Source organism: Burkholderia sp. MSMB0856 (genome assembly GCF_001524645.2).
In the GTDB taxonomy this organism is placed as follows: Bacteria; Pseudomonadota; Gammaproteobacteria; order Burkholderiales; family Burkholderiaceae; genus Burkholderia; species Burkholderia diffusa.
The window spans coordinates 740,256-765,108 of sequence record NZ_CP013428.1; the positions used below are offsets into that span (position 1 = coordinate 740,256).

The following is a 24,853-nucleotide window of genomic DNA, read 5'->3' on the forward strand; positions in this document are numbered from 1 at the left end:
GCACGCCGCCATGCCCAAACCCCTGAGAATGGCCGTGCTGATCATCGCTGCCGCGATCGGCGCGTTCATCCTGCGTCAGCTGTATGTCTCCGCGTCGACGCCTTCCGCGCCCAGCGAAGCCGCCGAGGTGAGCGTGCGCGTCGCGGCGGCGGACCTGCCCGAAGGGCTGCTGCTGCGCGATAACGATCTCGCGTGGAAGCGCATGCCGCGCACGCAGGTGCCGGCCGGTGCGTTCGTCGAGTCGCAACCGGGCGCGGACCTGAAGGGCGCGCTGCTGCGCAACCGTGTCGACGCCGGTGCGCCGATCCGTGCGGACAACGTGATTGCGGCCGGCGCGCCGGATTTTCTCGCGGCCGCGCTGCAGCCCGGCATGCGCGCGATCTCGGTGCCGGTCGACGACGTGTCGGGCAACGCGGGGCTGATCCAGCCGGGCGACTTCGTCGACGTGGTGCTCACGCAGGAGATCGGCGGGTCCGCGACGACGCCCGGCACGTTCGAAGCGGAGACGGTCGTGCGGCGCGCGCGCGTGCTCGCGGTCGGCTCGGAATTCCAGCGTGCGAAGGCACCCGCGAGCGCACCGGACGCGCCGGTCCGCGCGCGCACGGTCACGCTCGAGGTGGCGCCGCGCACCGCCCAGGTCGTGCTGGTCGCGACGCGCCTCGGCTCGCTGTCGCTGGCGTTGCGCAGCTTCGCGACGAGCGATCGCCGCCAGGCGGCGGGCGGCGACGAACAGGAGCCCGATACGCCGCCGGTGTGGGCCGGCGACGTGTCGCGCGCGGCCCGTGACGCGGCGCGGGCGCCGTCCGGGAGAACGGACGGCGGCACGCGGCCGGCGGTGCAGGGCAACACTGTCGTGATCTATCGCGGCTCGTCGGTCGACGACGGATCGCGCGGCGGCGGCATCGGCACGCCGGGCTTGCCGCCGCTGCCGTCCGGGTGGCCGGCTATGTCAGGCACGCCAGGCATGCCGGTTGCGCCGGCTGCGCCCGCGGGCGGGAATGCTGCCGCGGACGCGACGGCGCAAGCGCCGCGCGCGGCCGTGCCGCAGTGACGGCATGACGATTCGGGCCGGCCGCCCGGCGGCCGGCATTTGACGGGAAGACGCATGGTGCGCATGGTTCGTTGGATCGCTTTCTGGTGCCTGGCCTGCATCGTCGCGCCGGGCGTCGTGCTCGCGCCGCGCGCGCAGGCGGCGGACGCCGGCGCGGCGTTGTCGATCGCGACCGGCAAGGGCGAGATGCTGTCGCTGTCCGAACCCGCGACCGCGATGTTCGTCGCGGACCCGAGCATCGCGGACATCCAGGTGCCGTCGCCGCGCACGGTGTTCGTGTTCGGGAAGAAGGCCGGCACCACCACGCTGATCGCGCTCGGCGCGAACCATCGGCCGATCCTGCGCCGGACGGTGATCGTGCAGGTCGATACCGTGTCGCTGCAGGCGGTGCTCGACAGCCGCTTTCCGCAATTGAAGCTGTCGGTGTCCGGCGCGCCGGGCTCGCTGATGGTGTCGGGCAAGGTGCCGAGCGCAGCCGACGCGGACGCCGTGATGCAGTCGCTCACGCCGTATCTCAACGACAAGGAAAAGATCGTCAACCGGCTCACGCTGTCGCGCCCGATCCAGGTGAACTTGCGCGTGCGCGTGACGGAGGTGAGCCGCAACGTCACGCAGCAGCTCGGCATCAACTGGAGCTCGCTCGGCGCGGCCGGCAACTTCGTCGGCGGGTTGTTCAACGGACGTACGCTGATCGATCCGACCACCAAGCTGTTCAACCTGTCGCCGACCGGCGCGTATTCGATACTCGGCGGTTTCCACGCGGGGCGCTGGTCGATCGACGTCGTGCTCGATGCGCTCGACCAGGAAGGCCTGATCACGATGCTCGCGGAACCCAATCTCACCGCGATGTCCGGGCAGACCGCGAGCTTCCTCGCAGGCGGCGAGATTCCGATTCCGGTCGCTCAGGCCGGCACCACGACCGGCGCGATCACGGTCGAGTTCAAGCCGTTCGGCGTGTCGCTCGACTTCACGCCGACCGTGCTCGCCGACAACCGGATCAGCCTGAAGGTGCGGCCGGAGGTGAGCGAGGTCGACTCGAGCAACAGCGTGACGACCGGCGGCGTGACGGTGCCGGGACTCTCCGTGCGACGCGTCGAGACGACGGTCGAGCTGTCGAGCGGGCAGAGCTTCGCGATCGGCGGGCTGCTGCAGAGCCAGACGGCCGATACCGTGTCGCAGATCCCGGGGCTCGGCCGGCTGCCGATCATCGGCCGGCTGTTTTCGTCGAAGAACTTTCAGGACAACAAGACCGAGGTTGTCGTGATCGTGACGCCGTACATCGTGCAGCCGACCGGCCCCGGCCAGCTCGAGCAGGCGCTCGACACCGTCGCGCGGCCGAGCAGCGACCTCGAGTTCGCGATCCAGCGCAATCTCGGGATCGACATGCTGTCGGGCGACACGCCGCGCCTCGTCGGCGCCGCGGGCTTCGTGTACTGACCGGAGGAGCGCATGCGAATTCGAACCATCGTCTCCGTCCTGTTGCCGTCGGCGTTGGCGGGTTGCCTGTCGGCGCCGCCGCCGATCAACCTGCCCGATGCGCGCGCGATCGGCTTCGACGGCGTGCACGCGGTGCCGCCCGACTGCGCGAAGCTGATGCAGCCGTCGCATCTCGTCGATGCCGGGTTCGGGCGGCCCGGCGTGCCGTTCGGCTGCGCGACCTACACGAATCTCGCGACGATGCTCGCGCGCCCGGAGGATCTCGTCGCGCCCGTGCCGTATGGCGGCGCGGACGCGCAAGTCGCGGCCGACGCCGTGCGCCGCTACGTCGAGGATCGCGTGAAGCAGCCCGCGCCCGGCAAGACGTTGACGACGACCGGCTCGCCCGGCCATTGACCCACTCCCGATGCGAAGCGCGATGCCGCCCATGAACGTCCTCGACCGCCAGAATGCCAAGCACGCCGCCGCAGCCGGAGCGGCGGACCTCGTCGCGGTCGTGTCCGATGCCGGCAGCGAGGACGTGATCCGGCGCGTCGCGCAGGATCTGTCGATCACGCGCGCTCATGTGCAGCCGGGCAATTGCGACGACGCGATCCGGCTGTTGCAGCAGCATGAACGCTCGCCGCGCCAGCTGATCGTCGACGTATCGAATTCGGTGCTGCCGGTATCGGACCTGATGCGGCTCGCCGACGTGTGCGATCCGTCGGTGAGGGTCATCGCAATCGGCACGCAGAACGACGTCGGGCTGTTCCGCAACCTGCTCGGCATCGGCGTGCAGGACTACATCGTGAAGCCGCTGACCGTCGAGTTGATGCGGCGCGCGCTGACCGCGACGGAATCGGTCGTGCAGGCGCGCACCGGCAAGATCGTCGCTTTCGTCGGCGCGCGCGGCGGGGTGGGCACGACCACGATCGCGGTGAGTCTCGCGCGCTGCCTGGCGGGCGAGAAGCGCCGCCGCGTCGCGTACGTCGACCTCAACCTGCATGGCGGCGGCGCGAACTCGATGTTCGGGCTGTCGAGCAACAACGGGCTGATCGAATTGCTGAACATGGAGCAGCGCCCCGACGACGCGTTGTTCGACCGCATGTTCGTCACGAAGGGCGACCGCTTGCACGTGCTGTCGGCCGAGCTGGCGTATGGCGAGGACGCGCCGCTGCGCGACGATGCGGTCGCGTTGCTCGTCGACATGCTGAAGGACCGCTTCCACTACGTGCTGTTCGACGTGGGCACCCGCGTCGGCAAGCTGTTCGAGGATGCGCTGGCGGTGTCCGATCTCGTCTATATCGTCGCCGACCGTTCGGTGCACGCCGCGTACGAAGCCGCGCGGCTTGCGCGCTTCGTGAAGGAGCTGCCCGGCGAGCGGCTGCTGTCGATGATGCTGAACAACCCGCTCGAGCCGGTCAAGGGGCGCGTCGCGCAGACCGACTTCGAGGACGCATTCGGCGGCGTGAGGCTGCGCGAGCTTCCGCACGAGCCGCAGCCGCTCGCGGTCGCCGAGAACCTCGGCGAGCCGATCGAGCGCGCGAAACGTCACGGCTTCCTGGACGAGATCCGGCTGCTCGCGAACGGCATCACCGGCGAATCGATGGCCGTCGCCGAGCCGTGGTACGCGCGCTTCGTCAAATGGAGGAAGGGATCGTGACGTTCGGCACCCGCAAGCAGTCGACGCCGGACCCGGCGCCGGCAGGGGCGCCCGCCGCGCCGCCCGACGGCGCGCCCGGGCCGGGCCCAGGCGCGGGTCCGGCCGCGAGCCCGGCCGCGAGCCCGGCGCCCGCGTCCGCGCGTGCCATGGCGTCGGCCGATACCCAGGAGGCGCTCATTCGCTCCGGCAAGTTCGATGCGATTCGCACCGCGGTGTTTTCGTCGATGAACATGTCGGCGGCGCTGATGAAGACGCGCGACGAAGTGCGTGCGGGCATCGAGCAGGTGGCCGCGCACACCGTCGAGCGCGAACGCCTGAAGATCACGACGGGCGAGCAGGTGCTGATCGTCGATGCGATCCTGAACGACATGTTCGGCGTCGGGCCGATCGAGCCGCTGCTCGCCGACGACACCGTCTCCGACATTCTCGTGAATGGCCCCGATCAGGTGTACGTCGAGCGCGCGGGCCGGCTCGAACTCACGCCGCTGAAGTTTCGCGACAACGCGCACGTGACGAGCGTCGCGCAGCGGATCGCGGCGGCGGTCGGGCGTCGCGTCGACGAAAGCAGCCCGATGGTCGACGCGCGTCTCGCCGACGGCAGCCGCGTGAACGTGGTCCTGCCGCCGATCGCGATGCGCGGCGCGTCGATCTCCATCCGCAAGTTCGCGAAGCGCGACATCACGCTCGCGCGCATGGCGCATCAGGGCAATATCTCGCACGGGATGCTTCAGGTGCTGAAGATCGCGTGCGCATGCCGGCTGAACATCGTGATCTCGGGCGGTACCGGTTCGGGCAAGACGACGCTGCTCAACGCGATGTCGCAACATATCGAGGAGCACGAACGGATCGTGACGATCGAGGACGCCGCCGAGCTGCAACTGCTGCAGCCGCACGTCGTCAGTCTCGAGACGCGGCCGGAGAATACGGAAGGGCTCGGCGGGATTTCTCAGCGCGACCTCGTGCGCAATGCGCTGCGGATGCGGCCCGACCGCATCATCCTCGGCGAAATCCGAGGCGCGGAGGCGTTCGACGTGCTGCAGGCGATGAATACGGGGCACGACGGCTCGATGACGACGATCCACGCGAACTCGCCGCGCGACGCGATCAGCCGGCTCGAAAGCATGGTCATGATGGCGAACGCGAACCTGCAACTGCTGTCGATCCGGCGCCAGATCGCGAGCGCCGTGCACCTTTTCGTGCAGGTCGAGCGGATGCGCGACGGCGTGCGCCGCGTGACCCGCATCACCGAGATCGTCGGGATGGAGGGCGAGGTGGTGATCACGCAGGATCTCTTCGCCTTCCGTCAGGAAGGCGACACGACGCGGGACGTGGTGAAGGGCGTGTTCGAGGCGTCGTCGCTGCGGCCTGCGTTCGCACCGCGCGCCGCGTATTACGGCGTCGAGGACGCACTTTCCGAGGTATTCCGGCAATGAGCGCCGCGGACCTATTCGCGCTCGGCGCATTCGTCGTGATCCTCGCGGTGGGCCTCGCGCTGTCCGCGCTGCTCGATCGCGCGCGCCACACGCCGGAGCAGCGCATTCGCGCGCGGATGCGGCACCTTGCGCCATCGCTGGCGGGCCGGGAGGCCGGTGCGGCCGCGGCGCCCGGCATCGCGCTGTTCAACCTGCCGCGCCGGCAAAGCCGCGCGCGTGCGTGGCTACAGCGTTACGTGACGCGCGTGCGGGCGGTCGGTGGCGAACGCGGGATGCGGATCGTCGTCGCCGGTACGCTCGCCGGCGCGATCGCCGCGATCGCCGTGGTGGAACTCGTCGCGCTGCCGAGCGTACTTCATCCGCTGATCTACGTCGGGCTGCCGCTGGTAGCGATGCGCGCCAGTTACCGCGCGCTGGTCGAGCGGTTCCGGCTGCGCTTTCTCGAAGCGTTCCCGGATGCGATCGACCTGATCGTGCGCGCGGTGCGCGCGGGCATTCCGGTCACGCAGGCGATCAGCACGGTGGGCGACAGCGCGGCGGAGCCGGTGCGCTCGACCTTTCGCACGATGGGCGACAGCCTGCGCGTCGGCGCGGATCTGAAGGACGTGCTGACGCTCGCGGCGGACCGGCTGATGATCGCGGACTTCTCGTTCTTCACCGTCTACCTGCTGCTGCAGCGCGAGACGGGCGGCAGCCTCGGCGAGACGCTCGACGAGCTGTCGAGCATCATTCGCACGCGACGCGACATCCGTCTGAAGACGCGCGCGTTGACCGCCGAGGGGCGGATCACGACGAAGATCATTTCGGCGGTGCCGTTCGTGATGATCGGTGCGCTGTTCCTCGTGAACCGTGCGTACGTGATGCTGCTGTTCGACACGCATTCCGGACGCGTGATGCTGACGATCGCCGCGGCGCTGCTGACGATCGGATTACTGACGATCCGCAAGATCTCGAAACTGGATACCGCGCGATGACGATGTCGATGCTGGCCGCCCGCGGCCTCGAACTGTTGTTGTTGCTCGCGTGCGTCGCGGCGGCGCTCGCGCCGCCCGGCGGTGGCACGCGCCGACGGATCGCGGAGCGAGTGCAGCAGGCGGCCGGGCAACGCTCGCTGTCGCTGGCGTCGGGGCGGCTGCAGCCGGGCGAGGTGCGTCAGGACCTGACGCGGCGGCTCGCGCAGCTCGGCGAGCGGCTGCCCGTGCTCGACCCGATGCAGCGCGCGAAGCTCGGGCTGCAGCTCACGCGTGCGGGTTTTCGCGAGCGGCGTGCGGTGTCGTCGATGATCGGCATCAAGCTGAGTTGCGGCGTGCTGTTCGCGGGCGTCGCGATCGTGTTCAGCCCGTACATTCCGCGCTTCGGCGAATACTTCGTGATCCGGGCGCTGGCGATGGTCGCCGCGTTCGTGATCGGCGTGATCGTGCCCGAATACGTGCTCGGCGCGATGATCCGGCGGCGTCGACGCATCATCTCCGCGTGCTTTCCGGATGCGCTCGACCTGCTCGTGATCTGCACGATGGCCGGCAACAGCCTCGCATCGGGCGTGCGGCGCGTCGCGCGCGAACTCGAGCGGATCTGCCCGCCGCTCGCCGACGAGCTGAAGGTGTGCGCGGACGAGCTGACGCTGAGCGGCAACGTGGCCGAAGCGCTTGCGCACTTTTCGATACGCGTCGACTTCGCGTCGGCGCGTTCGCTTGCCACGACGCTCACGCAATCGCAGCGATTCGGCACGCCGATCACGCAGGCGCTGCGGACGCTGTCGCGCAGCGAGCGGACCGAGCAGATCGTCGCGCTCGAGGAACAGGCCGCGAAGCTCGCGCCGAAGATCACGCTGCCGATGATGCTGTTCATCCTGCCGACGGTCGGCCTGATCGCGGCGGGCCCGGCGGCGATCCGCCTGCTCGAGGTATTCAAATGACACGATCCGTCCTCCGTGCGCTCGCGTTCGCGGCCGTGTTGCCGGTGCTGGCCGGCGGCTGCGCGCCGGGTATCCAGACGCGGCCGGCGTTGTCGCACAAGAGCGACGACCCGCAGGCCGAATTGCGCATTGCCGACAGCGCGCTGGCCGGCGGCAACGTCGATCTCGCATCGACGCTGTACGAGAAGGTGCTTGCCCGGCATCCCGATTCGCTCCCGGCGCGTCTGGGGCTCGGCGACGTCAACTACCGCGCGGGCGATCTGGAGCGCGCGCGTATTCTCTACGAGCAGGCGCGGCAGCAGGCGCCCGCCGAACTCGGGCCGCAGATCGGGCTTGCGCGGGTCGCGTTGCGGCAGCGTCGGCTCGACGAGGCCGCACGGCGCTACCGCGACCTGCTGGCCGCGCAGCCGAACCTTCCGCTCGCGGCCGAAGGGCTCGGCACGGTGCTCGATCTGCAGGGCCGTCACGAGGACGCGCAGGCCGTGTACCGGGATGCGCTGCGCGCGCATCCGGATGCGCAGGGGCTGCGTGTCGACCTCGGGCTGTCGCTCGTGCTGGGCAACCGGCCACGCGAGGGCGTGAACGTATTGCTCGACGTGGCCGGGCTGCCCGACGCGCCGTGGCAGGCGCGCCAGAATCTCGCGTTCGCGTATGGCGTGCTCGGCAACACCGATTCGGCGAAGAAGCTGCTGTCCGCGGATCTGCCCGCGTCGGCGGTGGCTGACAATCTGCGCGTCTACCAGGCGGTGCGCGCGCAGCTCGCGTCGCGCCCGGCGTCCGCCGCGGCACGACCGTCGACGGGCGCCGCGCTCGAGCCGCGCGCATTGCGGCCCGCCGCGGAGGCCGAAAAATGACACGCGGGGCGATGGGCGCGCGCCGCGCGCGCGGCGTCGTGTCGCTCGAATTCGTGCTGATGCTGCCGTTCCTGTTGATGGTGCTGATCGGCATCATCGACACCAGCCTGCTGCTGTGCGACAAGGCCGTCATCACGAACGCGAGCCGCGAAGCCGCGCGCGCCGGCGTCATGCTGCGCGTGCCGATGCTGACCACGACGCAGATCGCCAGCGTCGCATCGAGCTACACGCAGAACAGCCTGATCACCGGCGGCACCGCGACGACGCCGACCGTGACCGTGACGCAGGCGAACGGCACGACGTCGGGCACCGCGCTGACGGTCACGGTGACCTACACGTATTCGGGGCTGGTGCTGGGTTCGGCATTCAGCGCGCTGACCGGCCCGGTGACGATCTCGGCCAGCTCGGTGATGCTCTATGAATGACGCCGCCGACGCGCCAGGGATCGGCGCCGCGCGCGAGCGCGGTTCCGTCGCGCTGTTCTTCCTGATGTTCCTGATTCCGCTGCTGTCGTTCGGCGCGCTGGCGATCGACATCGCGTGGGTGGCCACGGTACGCAACCAGCTGCAGAACGCCGCCGACGCGGCTGTGCTCGCGGGGGCCGACGCGATGATGTCGCCGACCGGCGGCGCGCTGAACTGGTCGCAGGCCGCGCCCGCGGCGAACGGCGTGATCGCGCAGAACGCGGCGGCAGGCGCACCGCTGGCGACCGGCACGGTGACGACCGGCTACTGGAACGTGACGCGCAGCCCCGCGTCGATGCAGCCGAACACCATCACGCCCGGCTCGTACGATGTGCCCGCGGTGCAGGTGACCGTGTCGCGCGCGCCGGGCGTGAACGGCGGGTCGATTCCGCTGCTGCTCGGCGGGCTGCTCGGCATCCCCGGCGCGTCCGGCAGCGCGACCGCGATCGCGGTGCTCGCCGCGCCCGGCGGGGTCGCGGCCGGCGGGCTCTTTCCGATCGCGATCGACCAGTGCGTGTACAACCAGTACTGGAATGCGGCGACCAACCAGCCGCTGATCAATCCGTTGACCGGCCTGCCGTACGAATTCTCGATCACGAACGGCCAGACCTACGGCGCGCTGTGCATGGGCGGCCAGTGGACGTCGTTCCAGTCGACCGCGACCGACACGACGACGATGGGCGGCCTGATGGTGACCGGCAACCCGACGACGCTCAACATCGGCGACAGCATCTATCTCGCGACCGGCGTGAAGGCGACGCTCTACACGTCGGTGCCGGTCGGCACGACGGTCGTGCTGCCGGTCGTCACGCAGACGGCGAGCAGCACCTACGTGCCGATCGTCGCGTTCGCGGCGTTCCACATCGACGTGTCGCTCGGCGGGACGTACAAGTACATCCAGGGGCACTTCGTCGCCGGCGTGAAGATGACCGGCGTCGCGACGGGCGTCGGGCCGTACTACGGCGTATACGTGCCGCCGCGGCTCGCGCTGTGAGCGTCGTGGCGCGCGCGGCGCAGCAGCACGAGCAGCGCGAAGAGCGTCACGGCCGGGCCGATCTGCGGCCACTGGAGCCACGGGTTCAGGTATTCGACGATCGGCAGTGCCCACATCAGCGCGATCGCGGTCTGTTCGCCGCGCAGCCAGCCGTCGCGCCAGCCGATCGACAGCATGCAGGCGATCGCGATGGCGAGCCATGTGAGTTCGTAGTGCCACAGGTACGGGGTGGCCACGAGCGTCGCCACCGTCAGCACGGCGGCGCGCACGCGGGTATCGCGCGACTGCGTCCATGCAATGCAGGCGGCCGCGATCGCGATCGCGGCAATACCTGCATGTGCCGCATACGCGGCGCCGAGCGGCACGCCCGAGAGGCGGAACGCCGCGAACGGCGTCGGCGACGCGAGCCAGAACACGACGCCGTGTTCGAGGACGATCGAGCGTACGAGGTCCGTGCCGGCGGCGAACAGGCGCAACGACTCGATGCCGCAGACCAGGACGCTCAGCGCGACGAACGTGCCGGTGGCGAGCGCAGCCCACGCGATCGTGCGCCATGCGCGTGTCGCCACCAGAACGAACGGGAACAGTAGCGCCATTTGCGGCTTGACGGACAGCAGTCCGATGCAAAGGCCCGCCCACATCGGCCGCCGCTCGGCCCAGTAGACGGCCAGCGCCGCGCACGATGCGGTCAGGAACGCGTTTTGCCCGAGCGCCCCGGTGACGAACACGCACGGCGCGACGGGCAGCGCAACGATGCCGGCGCGCCATGCGCCGGGAATCACGCCGAGACGCGCCACGCGCCACGCGGCGAGGCCGAGCACGGCCACGCCGAACGCGACGAACAGCGGATAACCGAGCGCGAAGGGAAGCAGCGCCAGCGGCGTCACGAGCAGCAGATACGTGGGCGGGTACAGCCACGGAGCGAAGGCGTCGCGACGAAGATTCGGGAACAGTTCGGCCGTCAGCCGCGAGAATACGGAGAAATCGTATGCCTGCGAGGGCGAGCCGTGCAGCATGACGTGCGACGCGGACCAGAACACCGAGAAGTCGGCGCCGGCGCGCGATAGGACGCTGCCGTGCGCATGACGCACGACGGATATCCAGATCGCGACGAACAGCGCGGACAACGCCAGCATCAGCATGCTGTACAGGATGACGCGTCGCGGTGTGAGCCACGCGACGACCGGGCGCTCCGCCGAGCGCAGCGATTGCCGGGGAATGTCCAATTGCGGCCGCCCGGTTCTACTTGAACGACGCCTTGCGAGCGGCGACGCCGGTTGCCGCCGGCAGCGCCGTCCGGCGGCGCGCGGCGTTCGCGCGCTTCAGCGGGAACTGCAGCAGCTTCGATGCCGGCTGCCCGGCGGCATCGCGCTCGGCACGATAGCGTCGCCTCACGAGATAGACGGGGCGCTGCTTGGACTCGTGATAGATCCGGCCGAGGTATTCGCCGATCACGCCGATGCCGATCAGCTGGATGCCGCCGACGAACAGCACGACGGAAATCAGCGACGGGTAGCCATGCACCGGGTTGCCGAACAGCAGCGTTCGCACCACGATGAACGCGCCGTACACGAGCGACAGCATCGCGAACGTGAGGCCGACGTAGGTCCACACGCGCAGCGGCACGGTGCTGAAGCTTGTGATGCCCTCGAGCGCGAAGTTCCAGCGGCGCCATCCGGAGAACTTCGAGCGGCCGCCGCTGCGCGGCGCGCGCGTGTATTCGACGATCGCGGTGCGAAAGCCGACCCACGCGAACAGCCCCTTCATGAACCGCCGCCGCTCCGGCAGCGCGCGCAGCGCATCGACGACCTCGCGATCCATCAGGCGGAAATCGCCGACGTTTTCCGGCATTTCGACTTCGGACAGCGCATTGTGCACGCGATAGTAAAGTGCCGCCGCCGCGCGCTGAAGGTACGGATCGCACATCCGGTCGGTGCGTTTCGCGGCGACGACTTCGGCGCCGCCGCGCCAGTGTTCGATCATCGCGGGAATCAGCGCGGGCGGGTCCTGCAGGTCGGCGTCGATCAGGATCACCGCGGCGCCGGCGGCCTCGTCGAGGCCCGCGGTGAGCGCCGCTTCCTTGCCGAAGCGGCGCGTGAGATCCACGACGTGCACGCGCGGGTCGCGGGCGGCGACCGCGACCAGCCGGTCGAGCGTGCGGTCGCGGCTGCCGTCGTTGATGCAGACGATCTCGAAGCGCACCCCGGCGACCGACTCGAGAACGGGCAGCGTTTCTGCAAAGAATGCGTCGATCGTTTCCTCTTCGTCGTGAAACGGCACGACGAGCGATATCAGCGGCTTCCTGGCGTGCGTGGACATGCTGCGGTTCCCCCGAGAGATCCGGCCTGCGCTGCACCGTATGGTTCCGGTTGTCGTTTGCCGAACGGGCCCGGCCCGGTTCGGCGTGAAGTCGGTTCCGGCCTGTTCGTCCACCGCATACCGGACGACAGGCATTGCGTTCATTGTAGGCAGGAATCGCCGATTCGTAACACGTATCGATGGATTTGCACGCCGGACAGGTTTGCCGGGGGAAACATCGGACGGCGGCGCGTCGGCGAACTGCGCGCGGCGGCGCTAGGATGGCGTTTTCAAGACCGCTGGAGGGCGCGATGCAGGTTCAGGATCTGGCCGGTGCGCCGCTCGACTTCTGGGTGGCGATGGCGGAAGACCTCGGCGCGCCGCGCGTCGATGCCGCAGAGTGCACGGTCATTCGCGAATCGGGCGGCACGCCGGTGCTGTACGCGCCGTCGTCGTCATGGGCGGACGGCGGCCCGCTGGTCGAACGCTTGCCGTTCGGCGCGTTCGAGCGCGGCGGCGGGCACGGCGCGTGGCGCGCGGTGCTGCATCGGGCCGTGCCGGCGGCAGGCGAGCGCTGCACGTTCAACCAGTCGGGGCCGACGCTGCTGGTCGCCGCGATGCGCACGCTGGTCGCGTCGACGTTCGGCGACGACGTCCCGGATCTCGACATGTCGAAACCGCGCTGAGCGCGCGCGAAACCGATTAGGCGGCCGACAGGTTGCGTATCGCGATCGACGCGACGTCGACGCGCTTCGGCAGGATCGCGTCCGCGGCAGCACGGTCGGCGACCCGTTGCAGCACGTCGATGTCCGCGCCGGTGACGCCGCGCTGCGCGAGCGCCGCCCGGCGGACGATGTCGGCGGCTGCATCGCGCGGCAGGCGCGTGAGCGACGCATAGACGGCCGCGTAATCGACAGGGTGCGACAAGGCCCACTGGCCGGCGCGGGTCAGGCGCGCGAGCACGTCCGACAGCGCCGCGCGCTTGGATCGATCGTCGAGCGTGTCGACCGGCGACGTGAGGAACGCGAGCCCCGAATTGATCCCGCTGCCGTCGCGCACGATGCGCGCACCGCGCCGAACCACGTGTCCGTAATACGGATCGAAGGTCGCCCAGATGCCGATCTGCTTCGCCTCGAATGCGGCGAACGCATCGACCGGCAGCACGAAGCGCACCTCGACGTCGCCCGGTGCGAGGCCGTGTTCGCGCAGCGCGCCGTACAGCTGGTATTGCGAGATGCTGCCGCGCGCCGACGACACGACGACGGTGCGCCCCTTCAGGTCGGCGACGGTGCGCACCGGCGAATCGGGCTGCACGACGATGCCGAGCGACGTCGGCGAGCCGACGCGCGTCGCGACGATCCGCAACGCCGGATCGCCGAGCGCGGCCGTCAACACCGGCAGGTCGCCGGCCGGTGCGAGATCGATCGCGCCCGCGCGCTGCGCTTCGAACAACGGTGCCGCGCCCTGGAAATTCGCCCAGCGAAACCGGTACGGCACGCCGTCGAGCACGCGCGCGGCTTCGGCCAGCGCGCGCAGGCCGCCGGCCTGGTCGCCGAGCACCAGCGTGACGTTCGACAGGTCGGGACCGGCCGCGCGCACGGGCAATGCGGCGGCGCCGGCCAGCGGTGCGGCGGCCAGGGCGGCGACGCGCAGCAGGGCGCGGCGGCGGGCCGGGGCGGGGGGCGAAGTCATCGGCGGCGGGTCCTCGGTGATCCGCGCGCAGGTCGCGCGGTTGCCGGGCAGATTACGGAATCGGTTTCGCGCCGGCAAACATCGAATCGCGAAATGCTTATTCACGCGAGGCTGGTGAGTGGCGGTGTGGAGAAGCCAAGGCCGCGGCCGCCCTCGACGCATGCTCGGCGGCGGCGGGGCGGCGCCAGTCCGTTGTTGGCGCGAACAGGCCCTAGCCAGCGGCCGGAACGGTGCGCAGGAAGGCGCGCACCGCGGGCGCCTTTTCGAAGCGCCGATGCGCGAGCGCGAGTTCGGACATGATCGGCTTGCCGGCGATCGGCCGGTACACGACGCCCGGCAACGACACGCAGCCGGCGAGCGCGTCCGGGATCACGGCGACCCAGCCGTTCACCGACACGCACGCGAGCACCGCGAGCAACCCGCCCGGCCGCGCGGCGATCACCGGCGCGAAGCGGCCGCGGCGTGCGACTTCGAGCGTGCCGCGTTCCTGTTCGGGCACCGCGAAGCGTGCGTCGGCGAGATCGGCGGCGCGCACGGCGGTCATCGCCGCGTAACGCGAATCGGCCGGCACCGCCGCGACGAACACGTCGCGTTGCAGCGTGACGATCCGCAGCCCGCCCGGCAGCGGCAACGGCGGGCGCACGTATGCGAGGTCGAGCCGGCCCGTGTCGAGCTGCTTCGCGACGTCGTCCATCGGCACCTCACGCAGGTTCAGCTCGATACGCGGATGCGCGGCGCGGAACGCGCCGACCGTGCGCTGCAGCGTGCCCGAATAGACGGCCGACGACACATAGCCGATCTCGAGGCGGCCGAGCTCGCCGCGCTCGGCGAGCGTCGCGAGTTCGCGCCCGCGCTGCAGATGCTCGAACGCGGCGCTCGCCTCGGCGAGAAACGCCTCGCCGGCCGCCGTCAGCGTGACCGCGCGGCGCGAGCGCTGGAACAGCCGCACGCCGAGCACCCGCTCGGCTTCCTGGATCTGCCGCGTGAGCGCGGGCGGCGCCATGTCGAGCGCGTCGGCCGCGCGGGCGAAATGCAGGTGCTGCGCGACGGCCAGGAACGCGCGCACGTGACGGAATTCAAGCGGATTCATGATTGCGATTTTCGTCAATGAAACTGCATGGGTATGTCAATGACAGGCAATACGGGCCAGCCTAGCATACGGCTCGTCCCTCTTGCTCCGGAGCCCGTCGATGTCCCAGTCTTCTCCCGCCCCGCGTGCCGGCGCGCCCGCCGCCGCGCATGCGCGTGCCCGCCTGCCGGCCGCCGCGACGCTCGCGGTCGCCTCCGCGACGTGCTCGCTGATCGTGCTCGACACGAACGTCGTCGCCGTGTCGCTGCCGAGTGTCGCGCGCAGCTTCCATGCGAGTTTCGCCGACATCGAGTGGGTCGTGAGCGCCTACATGACCGCGTTCGCCGCATGCCTGCTGCCGGCCGGCGGGCTCGCGGATCGCTTCGGGCGCAAACGCATGCTCGGCACGGGGCTCGCGCTCTTTGCGCTCGCGTCGCTCGGGTGCGGGATCGCGCCGTCGGCCGGCTGGCTGATCGCCGCGCGCGCGGTGAAGGGCGGCGGGGCCGCGCTCTTGCTGACGGCCGCGCTCGCGGTGATCGCGAACCGCTTTCCGGACGGGCGCGAACGCGCCCGCGCGTGGGCGATCTGGGGAATGTGCATGGGGATCGCGACGGCCGTCGCGCCGCTGGTCGGCGGCGCGATCACGCAGTGGATCGGCTGGCGCTGGGTATTCCTGCTGAACCTGCCGGTGTGCGCGCTGCTCGCGGTCGGCGCGCGCGTCGCGATCGACGAGTCGCGCGACCCGCATGCGAAGCGGGTCGACGCCGCGGGCAGCCTGCTGTTCGGCACGGCGCTCGCGTGCGCGATCGCGGCGCTGATCGGCGCGCCGTCGCACGGTTGGCTGTCGGCCGCGACGCTCGGCCGGTTCGCGCTCGCCGCCGCGCTGCTGGCCGCGTTCATTGGCGCGGAGCGCTGGCAGGCGCGGCCGATGATCGATCTCGCGCTGTTTCGCCAGCCGCGCTTCGTCGGCGCCGTGCTCGCGATGTTCGGCTACGCGGCGTGCGCGCAGGTGATGATGACGTTCCTGCCGCTGTACCTGCAGAACGCGTTCGGGATGTCGGCGATCGACGCGGGGCTCGGGATGTTGCCGTTCGCGTTCGCGATGATCGCCGGGCCGTCGCTCGGCAGCATGCTCGCGGCGCGCGTGTCGTCCGGCGGCGTGCTGGCGGGCGGGCTCGCGCTGATCGGCGCGGGCAATCTCGTGACCGCGGCGCTGACCGCCTGCGGCGACTACCGGCTCGTCGCGCTCGGGATGTTCGTGACGGGCTGCGGTGCCGGCATCATGAACGGCGACACGCAGAAGGCCATCATGGCGTGCGTGCCGCCGAACCGGACCGGAATGGCGTCGGGCATCAGCACGACCACCCGCTTCTCGGCGATCGTGACGGCCGTCGGCGTGCTCGGCGCGGTGCTGGCCGCCAGCACGCACGCGCGACTCGACCGGATGTTGTCCGCCGTGGCGGACGTGCGCGCGTTCGTCGATGCGCCGTTCATGTCGAGCCTGCTGGCCGGCGATCTCGGGCAGGCGCTGGCGCACGTGCCGCCGTCGGCCGCGCGCACGCTCGCCGACGCGGCGCCCGCGGCCTTCGCGAGCGGATTCGCCGCCGCGCTGACGTTGAGCGGCGTGCTCGCGCTGGCTGTCGCCGTCGTTGCATACACGTTGCTTGCGCAACCGATGCGCGATGGGTGACGCGTGCCGCGAGCGACGCGCTTCCCGTTGCACGCGACGACGCGGCGTCGTCGTGCCCGCGGTTCAGCGCGATCTCATCGCGAGGCGATGGATGCGCGCCGCGCGCGCGACGTGCGGTCGCTGCGATGCACCGCAATGCGTCGCCTGCCGGCGGCGTGTGCGCCGCGTCGGCTCGGGCGGGGCATCGATGATCGGCGCGTTCGTTCGCGCGTCCGCATCCGCGTTCGCATTCGCGGCGACCGCCGCAACGGCCGGCCGTGCCGCTTCCGCATCGAGCCAGCCGCGCGTCGCTTCGGCGATCAGCCCGCGCAGCCAGCGCACACCGTCGACGCACGGTCCCGATTCGTTCCACGTCATCCGGTACACGATGTCGGGCGGCTCGGCCGGCAGCGCGACCGTGCCGAGCGGCAGCAGCTTCGCGTAGTGGCGCGCGAGCCGGTACGTGGTGGTCAGGATCAGATCGGAGCGCACCAGCGCATGCGCGGCGAGTTCGAAGTGCGGCAGCGTGACGACGATCCGCCGTTGCAGGCCGACGCGTTCAAGCTGCCGGTCGATCGCACCGGACGCTTCGAGCCACGACGGTGTCGGGCACAGTTGCGGCGCCTGCGCGAACTCGGCGGCCGTCATCGTGCCGCGCCGCGCGAGCGGATGCGTCGCGCGCATCAGGCACACGACGCGATCGTCGAACAGGTCGTCCTGCCGGAACCGCGACGAGCGGGCAGGGCGGTTGTCGATCACGACGTCGAGCTCGCCGTCGGCGAGTGCCCGTTCGTCGTCGAAGCCGTCGCCGAGCGGATGAAACACGAGCTGCGCGTTCGGTGCGCGTTCGCGGAACAGCGCGACGAGCTTCGGCACGAACAGCACGTTCAGGTAGTCGGGACAGCCGATCCGGTAAGTGCGCACCGACGTGCGCGCGTCGAAGGTCGGCTGCTGGATGCGGATGAAGTCGATCACGCGCAGCGCGTTGCGCAGCGGCTCGATCAGCCGCGCGCCGAACTCAGTCGGCACCATTCCGTAGCGGCTGCGCACCAGCAGCGGATCGCCGAGCAGCGTGCGCAGGCGCTTGAGCGCGGCGCTCGTCGCCGGCTGCGACATGTTCAGCCGCACGGCCGCGCGCGACACGGTGCGCTCGGTGAGCAGCACGAGCAGGATGCGCATCAGCCGCGCGTCCAGCACGTCGAGCGCGCCCGTTGCGTCGGACGCGTCGAGGGCAAGGCCGTTCGGCTTCGGTGCGTCCCGCATGGCGCTACGCGTTCGCGCGGCCCGTCATTTGGCGAAGGTGCCCGGCCAGCCGACGATCCGCTTCGGACGCGGCGGCGCATACGTGCGGACCTTCGACGTCTTCAGCTTCAGGCGCACCAGCGATTCGGCAAGAGCGACCGCGGCCGACACGCCGTCGACGACCGGCACGCCCGTGCATTCCTCGATCTGCCGGTCGAGGCCGGCCATCCCGCCGCAGCCGAGGCAGATCACTTCCGCGTGATCGTCCTTCACCGCGCGCGCGGCCTGGTCGACGATCGACTCGATCGCGCGGGCCGGGTTCTCCTCGAGTTCGAGCACCGCGAGGCCGCTTGCGCGCACCGATGCGCAGCGCGCATCGAGTCCGGCGAGCTTCAGGCGATCCTCGATCAGCGGCACCGTGCGGTCGAGTGTCGTGACCACGGAATAGCGGTGGCCGAGCAGCATCGCGACGCTCGCGGCCGCTTCGGTGATGTCGACGACGGGCACCGTCAGCAGTTCCTGCAGCCCTTCGCGGCCGTGTTCGCCGTAGCCGGCCTGGATCACCGCGTCGTAAGGCTCGTCGTAGCTCAACACGCGGTCCATCACGGCGATCGCCGCGAGGTAGCTCTCGAAGTTGCCCTCGACCGACTCCGCGCCGAAGCGCGGCGTCAGCCCGACGATCTCCGTGCCGGGCGACGCGGCGGCGCGCGCCTGCGCGGCGATGGCGTCGGTGATCGATTCGGTCGTGTTGACGTTGACTACCAGGATTCTCATCGGTGCACTCCGTATGCTGCGTTCAGTGTCGGGCGCAGGCGACCGCGATGTGTTCGCCCGAGCGCTCCTCGTATTGCCGTTTGCGATCGGCCGTCAGCCAGTAAACGCTGCCCGCGATGGCCGCGCCGAGCAGCCAGGAGAACGGCGTCATCGCGCTGAAGGCCGGCACGACGGCGAGCGTGATCGAGATCAGCGCGGACGGCACCAGGGCCGCGAGCGCCTTGCGGTTCACGCCGCGCGTATGGAAATAGGCGCCGGTCGGCGCTTCGGTATAGAGATCCGGCACGTTCACGCGCTGCTTGCGCACCAGCCAGTAGTCGACCGTGATGATCCCGTACAGCGGGCCGAGCAGCGCGCCGAGGCCGGACAGGAAGTAGACGATCACGATCGGGCTGTTGTACAGGTTCCACGGCAGGATCAACACGGCGACCGTCGCGCTGATCAGGCCCGCGCGGCGGAACGTCAGGCGGTGCGGCGCGAGGCTCGTCAGCACGAAGGCCGGTGCGACGAAGTTCGCCATGATGTTCACCGCGACCGTCACGATCAGGAATGCAAGACAGCCGAGCACGAGGAACAGCTTGTTCGGCACGGTCGCGATGATTTCCGTCGGGCTGTGGATGATCTGGCCGTTCAGCTTGAACTGCGCGCCCGCGAGCACGAAGCTGATCGCCGCGAACACCACGATGTTCACCGGCAGGCCCCAGAAGTTGCCGACCCGCACCGTCTTCGCACTCGGCGACGAGCGCGCGAAATCGCAGAAGTTGAGCACCAGCGTGCCGTAGATCGCGAGCCACAGCGAGCCGCCCGCGAACACCTCGGTCCACATCTTCAGGCCGGTCATCGGCTTGCCGATCGACATCGCGAGATGGCCACCGGTGCGGCTGAACATCCATGCGGCGAGCGACAGCGTCGTGACGAGAATGACCGGGCCGGCGAGCCCCTCGTACTTGCGGACCATCTCCATGCCGTAAGTCAGGATGCCGATCTGAACCAGCCAGATCGCGACGAACGTGATCCAGCCGAGCGTCGACAGTCCGAAGATCGCATCGTGGTCGAAGGCGGCGAGGCCCTGCCAGATCGCGGTGAGCAGCACGCGCAGCACGACCGATGCGAGATAGGTCTGGATTCCGAACCATGCGATCGCGATCACCGCGCGGATCATCGCGGGCAAGAGCGCGCCGTAGATGCCGAAGCTCATCCGGCTGATCACCGGGAACGGCACGCCGGTCTTCTGGCCCATGTAGCCGGTGAGGTTCATGAAGCAATACACGAGCACGGCGCCGATCGCGAGCGACGCGAGCATCTGCCAGCCCGACAGGCCGAGCGCGAACAGGCCGATCGCGAACGAGTAGTTCGCGATGTTGTGCACGTCGTTGGTCCAGAGCGCAAAGATGCTGTAGCGGCCCCAGGTGCGGCCCTCGGCCTTGGTCGGCGCGAGGTCGGCGTTGTGCAGCCGCGGGCTCAACGCGGGATCGCGCGCGGCCGTATCGGTTCGATGCAGTGCGTCGTGCGCGCCGGGCACGATGCCCGCGCGGTGGATGGCTTCCAGTTGCACGCCTTGTCTCCTTCCATGTGCGGGGCGCGAACCGGCAGCGTGTGCACGCAGCGCGGGCCGGCCGCCGTGGACGTTATGTCTCGGATTTGTTCGCGAGTATGGGCGGCGGGCGCGGCGATGGGAAATTAAATATTCGGCTGGGCGTCATTTGAAAAATGAATGGGGATGGATCGGCTGCGCGGCACGCGAATTGCGTATTGAAGGGCTCCATCCACATCGACATCAGCGGAGGTGTCATGCAGCGATATTCCATTCGTCACGTATCGCGGGCCGTCTTCGCCGGCATCCTGATCGCCGGTCTGGCGGCGGGTGCGGGTTGTCAGAAAAAGAGCGACACCGGCACCGGCGCGAGTTCGGACACGAGCGCCACCGGCGGCATGGCGCCGGCGCCGTCCACCGCACCCTCGGGCATGCCGGGCAGCGGCACGGCCGGCGGCGCGGCGAGCATGCCGGGCGCGGCATCCGCGCCGACGGGCGCAAGCGGCGGTTGATCGCGGGAGCGGGCGGCGTGCGCGGGCAGATTGCCCGTGCGCCGCCGTAACGGCGTTCCGCTCGGCACGTGCGTCGCAGGACGTGCGCGGGCAGCGCGCTGCGCGTGAAAGATTTGCAAGGACCGTTGTAGCGATTCCCGGAGCGGCGCCGGCCGCGTCATGTCGGCGCGCGCCGTCGGGAACAGGAGGTGCGATGCAGAACGCGGAATCGAACCCAACCCCGGAACAGCAGCGGGAACAGATCCAGAAGAGCCCGGTGAAGACGCCGGCGGCCGGCGACATGCCGGATGCGGCGACCCAGGCTGCCGAAGTCGCGAAGCAGCCGCTGACGCCGGAGGCGGTCGCGGCGAAAACGCCGACCGGCCTGCCGCCGATCGACGTCGACGCGAATGCGGTCGACAGCGGCGACCCCGTGCGTCGTGCGGCCGGCCGGATCGTCACGCTCGACAACGCCAACATGGCGATGACGGACAACACGGTCGACGTCGACGGCAAGGGCCTGGAGGCGCGTGCAGGCGCGACCGAATGGCACGACAACGTGATTTACTCGAACGCGTCGCTCGACGACGCGGTCGACACGCCCGACGAAGGGCTCGGCGGGATCGAGAGCCGCCCGGGCGGCAACATGCCGCAAATCGCGACGCGACCGGGCTGGCGCGTCCGCTATGTCGGCGACGTCGATGTCGAGCACGGCGACGGCACGCGGGCCGAGCACGTGATCCGCCTCGAGCGGACCGACTGACGCATCGATGGACGCGGGGCGGACCGCCGGCCGGCGGTCCGCCGATGGCCGTTACTGCGGGCCGAGTTCCTGCGCGGACGTGTCCGCATCGTTGCCTTGCGCGACGAGCACGTGGACGTCGTTTGGCGTCACGTCGCCGATGCCGCCCGACGGAATCGTCACCAGCAGCCAGTCGGCGTTGTTGTTGATGCTCACGGGTGCGGTCTTCAGGATAGGCGACTTGCTGCCGGCCGTCGTGACGATCACCTGGTAGCTGCCGCCGTTCAGGTAGACCGAATCCTGCCCGGATGCCGGCACGGCGTTCTGATACGCGGCGCCCGCCAGCGTCGGGCTTTGCGCGTTGATGTCGGTGCCGGGAGGCACGACGTACACGTCGACGTTCTGCGCGTTCGGCGAGGCGTTGAAGCTGCGCACGCGCGCCTTGTCGGACAGCAGCTTCTTGTCGAACGGGTCGTCGATCACCGAAATCGCCGACGACGTGCTCGGCAACGCGATCGTGGTGTAGTGATGGCCGTTCGCCGCGCCGAACGACTGCGACGCGACGGTCGTGGTCGTTCCCGATACGTCGTAGCTGACGGTCTGCGTGCCCGAGTCGATGTCGTGATAGCGGGTGACGCCCTTGTACGCGACGCCCGACGCGTCGACCTTCGCATTCAGGTAGTAATCGAGATTCGGGCCGGCCGGCACCGCGTTGATGAAGCGCGCCTGCGGTTTCGAGATGCCGAGTTCGGTGCCGACGTCGTTGCCGTCTCCGCCGCATGCCGCGAGCATGGAAACGACCGAGCACAGGGCTGCTATTGTTCGAATGGATTTCATTGTCGTCCTCTCATTCAGGGAACCTGATTGCGATGCGGTGTCGCCGCGCGAGGCATCGCGCGGTACGCAGCGCCGGATTGAAGGAAGGAATTGCCGTCCGCCGGGGCGGCGGGCGCATGGATGTCGCAAGCGATGTGCCCAGGCGACGGAATCGGCACGGGCGCCCGTGTGGCGGAGGTGCGGCATGCAGGGCAGTTGCGTGCCGCGCCGGATCGTGAGAGTCGGGGTTGCATGCTTGTAAAAAGGCGATGCAACCAGGGAGCGCGCGACGTGTGCCGAAAAGGCGTTTCAAACGTCGACCGTTGTGCGCTGCGGCCGACGCGGGACAGGGGGCGGTGATTTTCGCGCATATCGTTGCGTGCGCATCGATATGAGGAAGATCATGCGGTCGCGCGGCGACCTGGCGGCGCCGCGCGCGTGATGTGCATCACCGATTCACGAGCTTCGCCGGATACGCGAGCGCGAGTGCGCAACCGACCAGCATGCATGCGGCAAAGCCGTATAGCCCCGCGCTTTGCGAATGGAACGTGTCGCGCAGCCAGCCGATGAAGTAAGTGCTACCGAAGCCGCCGAGGTTCGCGATCGAACATGCGAAAGCGATCCCGCCCGCCGCGGCCGAGCCTTTCAGGAACGTGGACGGCAACGCCCAGACGACCGGCATCGCGGCGGCCGCGCCCGCGTTGATTAGCGAGAACAGCAACACGGTTGCGAGCGTGCCGTGCGACGACGCGGCGGCAAATGCGAGCGCGACGGCCGACACCAGGAACGGCACGACGATATGCCAGCGGCGCTCGCGTGCACGGTCGGAGCTCGCGCCGCAATACAGCGTCGCGAGCACGGCCGCGGCATTGGGGATCACCATCAGCCAGCCGATGTGATACGCGTCCTTCACGCCGGTGTCGCGCAGGATCGTCGGCAGCCAGAAGCTCACCGCATACAGCCCGAGCAGCACGCAGAGGTCAATGAGACCGAGGGCCCACACCTTCGGGTCGGTGAACGCACGGCCGAGCGCATGACTCTTGTTCCCGGACGGATCGGCGTCGAGGTTGGCGCGCAGCGTGCGCTTCTCATCGGCGTTCAGCCAGCGCGCGGTTTCGATGCCGTTGGGCAGCCAGCGCAGTACCGCGAAGCCGAGCAGCACGGACGGCAATGCCTCCAGCAGGAACAGCCACTGCCAGCCGCCGAGCCCGTGCGCGCCGTCGAACGCCCGCATGATCCAGCCGGAAATCGGGCTGCCGATCATGCTCGACAGCGGCAGGCCGACCATGAACAGCGCGACGATCCGCGCGCGGCGCGCATCGGGATACCACTGCGTCAGGTACAACAGCACGCCGGGCAGGAAGCCGGCTTCGGCGGCACCGAGCAGGAAGCGCACGATGTAGAACTGCATCGGCGTCTGCACGAACATCGTCGCGCCCGACAGCAGACCCCACGTGATCATGATCCGCGCGATCCACAGCTTCGCGCCGACGCGTTGCAGCACCAGGTTGCTCGGGACTTCGAACAGGATGTAGCCGCCGAAGAACAGGCCGGCGCCGAGCCCGTACACGGTGTCGCTGAACTTCAGCGCGTCGAGCATCTGCAGCTTCGCGAGCCCGATGTTGATGCGGTCGAGATAGGCCGCGAAATAGCACAGGCAGAACAGCGTGATCAGGCGCAGCGTGACCTTGCGGTATAGCGCGCCGTGCAGCGTGTCGTCGGCGGAGACGGCGGCGCTCGGGTGTGCGGTAGACATGGGATTGCCCCTGTTCGAATGTGACGGATGAAGTGGGTGGCCGTTCGACGCGAGCGAAGGTTCGCCGCGCGCTGGAGTCTGTATAGCACGCCAATTACATAGCGTACACACTAGAAAATACGGAATCGCACTGGCATGAAAACATCCGTTTTAGGATCGATCGATGTGCCGTATAAGGCCTATGTTTTTCGAGGAATTATTCGGGGAAAAGCACATATTTTCGCGAACATCACGAGCGGATCGAGATGCACAAAATTCGTGCGTGTGCGCTCAAAAGTGGAGTGTGTGCATGCAAGTGCCTCGGTGGTGCGATAGCGTGCGTTCGGTAGTCCGCAGGATGGTGCGAACGGCCCCCTTGGGGCGCGGTGTCGTGAGCGGGTCGGCACAGTCGGGCAATCGTCAGGTCAAAGGCGGAGCGGACGCGACGAACCCTGACGTACCGCAATGAAGCGACCACCGCGCGAACGATCGTGCCGATTCGAGGGTGTACACTGCTTGCCTTTCTCATTCATGCCGCGCGGGCCTTCATCTTCATGGCGTCTTCCAAGGATTCCTACGACTTTCACGACCAGGTCGGGCACCTGCTGCGCCGCGCCTATCAGCGGCACGTCGCGATCTTCCAGGAAGCGATCCCCGATTCGGACCTGACGGCCGCGCAGTTCGTCGCGCTGTGCGCGGTCAAGGAAAAGCAGGCGTGTTCGCTGAACGACATCGTCAAGGCGACCGCGATCGACCAGGCGACGATCCGCGGCGTCGTCGATCGGTTGAAGGCGCGCGAGCTGATCGAGGTGCTGCCCGACCCGAACGACGGCCGCAAGCTGATCGTGCGCGCGACCGCGGCGGGCCTCGCGCTGATCGACCGCACGGTGCCGTTCGCGCGGCAGGTGACCGAGCGCACGTACGGGCCGCTCAATCCGGGCGAACGCGTCGCATTGCAGTATCTGCTGCGCAAGATGATGGAGGCCGATGGCGACGCGTGA

The 24,853-nt window shown here is 69.3% G+C and carries 24 protein-coding genes; 14 read left to right on the forward strand and 10 right to left on the reverse strand.

All coding sequences use genetic code 11. The features are described from left to right. Positions 1 to 10 precede the first annotated feature (10 nt). Genes cpaB through WS87_RS21065 form a run of 10 tightly spaced genes read left to right on the forward strand, consistent with a single transcriptional unit; the run spans position 11 to position 9,790 of the window. Positions 11 to 1,051 carry a Flp pilus assembly protein CpaB gene (gene cpaB / locus WS87_RS21020; protein ID WP_059818833.1) on the forward strand — a complete coding sequence of 347 codons (1,041 nt, stop codon included), beginning with the start codon at positions 11 to 13 and terminating at the stop codon, positions 1,049 to 1,051. A 54-nt stretch (positions 1,052 to 1,105) separates the two neighbouring features. Beyond that, complete coding sequence (locus WS87_RS21025) at positions 1,106 to 2,488, forward strand: type II and III secretion system protein family protein (protein WP_059818834.1); 1,383 nt, start codon at positions 1,106 to 1,108, stop codon at positions 2,486 to 2,488. Between the two features lie 12 nt (positions 2,489 to 2,500). Next, entirely contained in the window at positions 2,501 to 2,884 is a 384-nt protein-coding gene (locus WS87_RS21030; protein WP_059818835.1) for a CpaD family pilus assembly lipoprotein, read from the forward strand. 22 nt (positions 2,885 to 2,906) lie between these two features. Beyond that, positions 2,907 to 4,130: an AAA family ATPase gene (locus tag WS87_RS21035; RefSeq protein WP_059819628.1), complete on the forward strand. Its 1,224-nt coding sequence runs from the start codon at positions 2,907 to 2,909 to the stop codon at positions 4,128 to 4,130. Next, positions 4,112 to 5,563 (forward strand): CpaF family protein, encoded by a 1,452-nt coding sequence (locus WS87_RS21040; protein ID WP_442861414.1) that lies wholly within the window; start codon positions 4,112 to 4,114, stop codon positions 5,561 to 5,563. The genes WS87_RS21035 and WS87_RS21040 overlap by 19 nt, the downstream gene beginning before the upstream one ends. Beyond that, the gene (locus WS87_RS21045; protein WP_059818836.1) at positions 5,560 to 6,537 is read left to right on the forward strand and encodes a type II secretion system F family protein; all 978 of its coding nucleotides are present in this window, start codon (positions 5,560 to 5,562) and stop codon (positions 6,535 to 6,537) included. The genes WS87_RS21040 and WS87_RS21045 overlap by 4 nt, the downstream gene beginning before the upstream one ends. Next, positions 6,534 to 7,478 (forward strand): type II secretion system F family protein, encoded by a 945-nt coding sequence (locus tag WS87_RS21050; protein WP_059818837.1) that lies wholly within the window; start codon positions 6,534 to 6,536, stop codon positions 7,476 to 7,478. Before WS87_RS21045 ends, WS87_RS21050 begins: the two co-directional genes overlap by 4 nt. Then, a complete protein-coding gene (locus WS87_RS21055; protein WP_059818838.1) occupies positions 7,475 to 8,332 on the forward strand; it encodes a tetratricopeptide repeat protein in 858 nt (285 codons plus the stop codon). The genes WS87_RS21050 and WS87_RS21055 overlap by 4 nt, the downstream gene beginning before the upstream one ends. Beyond that, the gene (locus WS87_RS21060) at positions 8,329 to 8,757 is read left to right on the forward strand and encodes a TadE/TadG family type IV pilus assembly protein (protein ID WP_059818839.1); all 429 of its coding nucleotides are present in this window, start codon (positions 8,329 to 8,331) and stop codon (positions 8,755 to 8,757) included. The genes WS87_RS21055 and WS87_RS21060 overlap by 4 nt, the downstream gene beginning before the upstream one ends. After that, the gene (locus WS87_RS21065; protein ID WP_059818840.1) at positions 8,750 to 9,790 is read left to right on the forward strand and encodes a TadG family pilus assembly protein; all 1,041 of its coding nucleotides are present in this window, start codon (positions 8,750 to 8,752) and stop codon (positions 9,788 to 9,790) included. Before WS87_RS21060 ends, WS87_RS21065 begins: the two co-directional genes overlap by 8 nt. Here WS87_RS21065 and WS87_RS21070 read toward each other — a convergent pair. Together WS87_RS21070 and WS87_RS21075 are read right to left on the reverse strand one after the other, a co-directional pair. Next, positions 9,754 to 11,016 carry a glycosyltransferase family 87 protein gene (locus tag WS87_RS21070; protein ID WP_059818841.1) on the reverse strand — a complete coding sequence of 421 codons (1,263 nt, stop codon included), beginning with the start codon at positions 11,014 to 11,016 and terminating at the stop codon, positions 9,754 to 9,756. The genes WS87_RS21065 and WS87_RS21070 overlap by 37 nt on opposite strands. 16 nt (positions 11,017 to 11,032) lie before the next feature. After that, positions 11,033 to 12,109 carry a glycosyltransferase family 2 protein gene (locus WS87_RS21075; protein WP_059524863.1) on the reverse strand — a complete coding sequence of 359 codons (1,077 nt, stop codon included), beginning with the start codon at positions 12,107 to 12,109 and terminating at the stop codon, positions 11,033 to 11,035. Between the two features lie 290 nt (positions 12,110 to 12,399). Here WS87_RS21075 and WS87_RS21080 point away from each other — a divergent pair, with 290 nt between their 5' ends. Further along, on the forward strand, positions 12,400 to 12,774 hold the full coding sequence (locus WS87_RS21080; RefSeq protein WP_059818842.1) for a phage protein NinX family protein: 375 nt from the start codon (positions 12,400 to 12,402) through the stop codon (positions 12,772 to 12,774). Positions 12,775 to 12,790: 16 nt separating this feature from the next. Here the strand turns inward: WS87_RS21080 and WS87_RS21085 are convergent, their stop codons facing one another. Continuing rightward, positions 12,791 to 13,780: an ABC transporter substrate-binding protein gene (locus WS87_RS21085; protein ID WP_059819629.1), complete on the reverse strand. Its 990-nt coding sequence runs from the start codon at positions 13,778 to 13,780 to the stop codon at positions 12,791 to 12,793. A 211-nt stretch (positions 13,781 to 13,991) separates the two neighbouring features. Beyond that, entirely contained in the window at positions 13,992 to 14,870 is an 879-nt protein-coding gene (locus tag WS87_RS21090) for a LysR family transcriptional regulator (RefSeq protein WP_059524865.1), read from the reverse strand. A 100-nt stretch (positions 14,871 to 14,970) separates the two neighbouring features. On the opposite strand from WS87_RS21090, the gene WS87_RS21095 reads away from it, so the two are divergent. Beyond that, a complete protein-coding gene (locus tag WS87_RS21095; protein ID WP_059818843.1) occupies positions 14,971 to 16,539 on the forward strand; it encodes an MFS transporter in 1,569 nt (522 codons plus the stop codon). A 63-nt stretch (positions 16,540 to 16,602) separates the two neighbouring features. On the opposite strand, the gene WS87_RS21100 is transcribed toward WS87_RS21095, so the two are convergent. From WS87_RS21100 to WS87_RS34290, 4 genes are all read right to left on the reverse strand, one after another. Further along, positions 16,603 to 17,781 carry a LysR family transcriptional regulator gene (locus WS87_RS21100; RefSeq protein ID WP_059818844.1) on the reverse strand — a complete coding sequence of 393 codons (1,179 nt, stop codon included), beginning with the start codon at positions 17,779 to 17,781 and terminating at the stop codon, positions 16,603 to 16,605. 24 nt (positions 17,782 to 17,805) lie between these two features. Beyond that, positions 17,806 to 18,534 (reverse strand): aspartate/glutamate racemase family protein, encoded by a 729-nt coding sequence (locus WS87_RS21105; RefSeq protein ID WP_059524874.1) that lies wholly within the window; start codon positions 18,532 to 18,534, stop codon positions 17,806 to 17,808. Positions 18,535 to 18,556: 22 nt separating this feature from the next. Next, positions 18,557 to 20,089 carry an NCS1 family nucleobase:cation symporter-1 gene (locus tag WS87_RS21110; protein ID WP_082750644.1) on the reverse strand — a complete coding sequence of 511 codons (1,533 nt, stop codon included), beginning with the start codon at positions 20,087 to 20,089 and terminating at the stop codon, positions 18,557 to 18,559. A gap of 319 nt (positions 20,090 to 20,408) precedes the next feature. Further along, the gene (locus tag WS87_RS34290) at positions 20,409 to 20,741 is read right to left on the reverse strand and encodes a hypothetical protein (RefSeq protein ID WP_159085701.1); all 333 of its coding nucleotides are present in this window, start codon (positions 20,739 to 20,741) and stop codon (positions 20,409 to 20,411) included. A 32-nt stretch (positions 20,742 to 20,773) separates the two neighbouring features. Between WS87_RS34290 and WS87_RS21125 the strand changes: the two genes are divergently transcribed. Continuing rightward, a complete protein-coding gene (locus WS87_RS21125) occupies positions 20,774 to 21,322 on the forward strand; it encodes a DUF3005 domain-containing protein (protein WP_059818845.1) in 549 nt (182 codons plus the stop codon). Positions 21,323 to 21,373: 51 nt separating this feature from the next. Here the strand turns inward: WS87_RS21125 and WS87_RS21130 are convergent, their stop codons facing one another. Next, positions 21,374 to 22,138, reverse strand: coding sequence for a DUF4397 domain-containing protein (locus tag WS87_RS21130; protein WP_059524878.1), 765 nt, complete (start codon positions 22,136 to 22,138; stop codon positions 21,374 to 21,376). Positions 22,139 to 22,565: 427 nt separating this feature from the next. Continuing rightward, positions 22,566 to 23,873: an MFS transporter gene (locus WS87_RS21135; protein ID WP_059818846.1), complete on the reverse strand. Its 1,308-nt coding sequence runs from the start codon at positions 23,871 to 23,873 to the stop codon at positions 22,566 to 22,568. A gap of 533 nt (positions 23,874 to 24,406) precedes the next feature. Between WS87_RS21135 and WS87_RS21140 the strand changes: the two genes are divergently transcribed. Continuing rightward, positions 24,407 to 24,853 carry a MarR family winged helix-turn-helix transcriptional regulator gene (locus tag WS87_RS21140; protein WP_059818847.1) on the forward strand — a complete coding sequence of 149 codons (447 nt, stop codon included), beginning with the start codon at positions 24,407 to 24,409 and terminating at the stop codon, positions 24,851 to 24,853.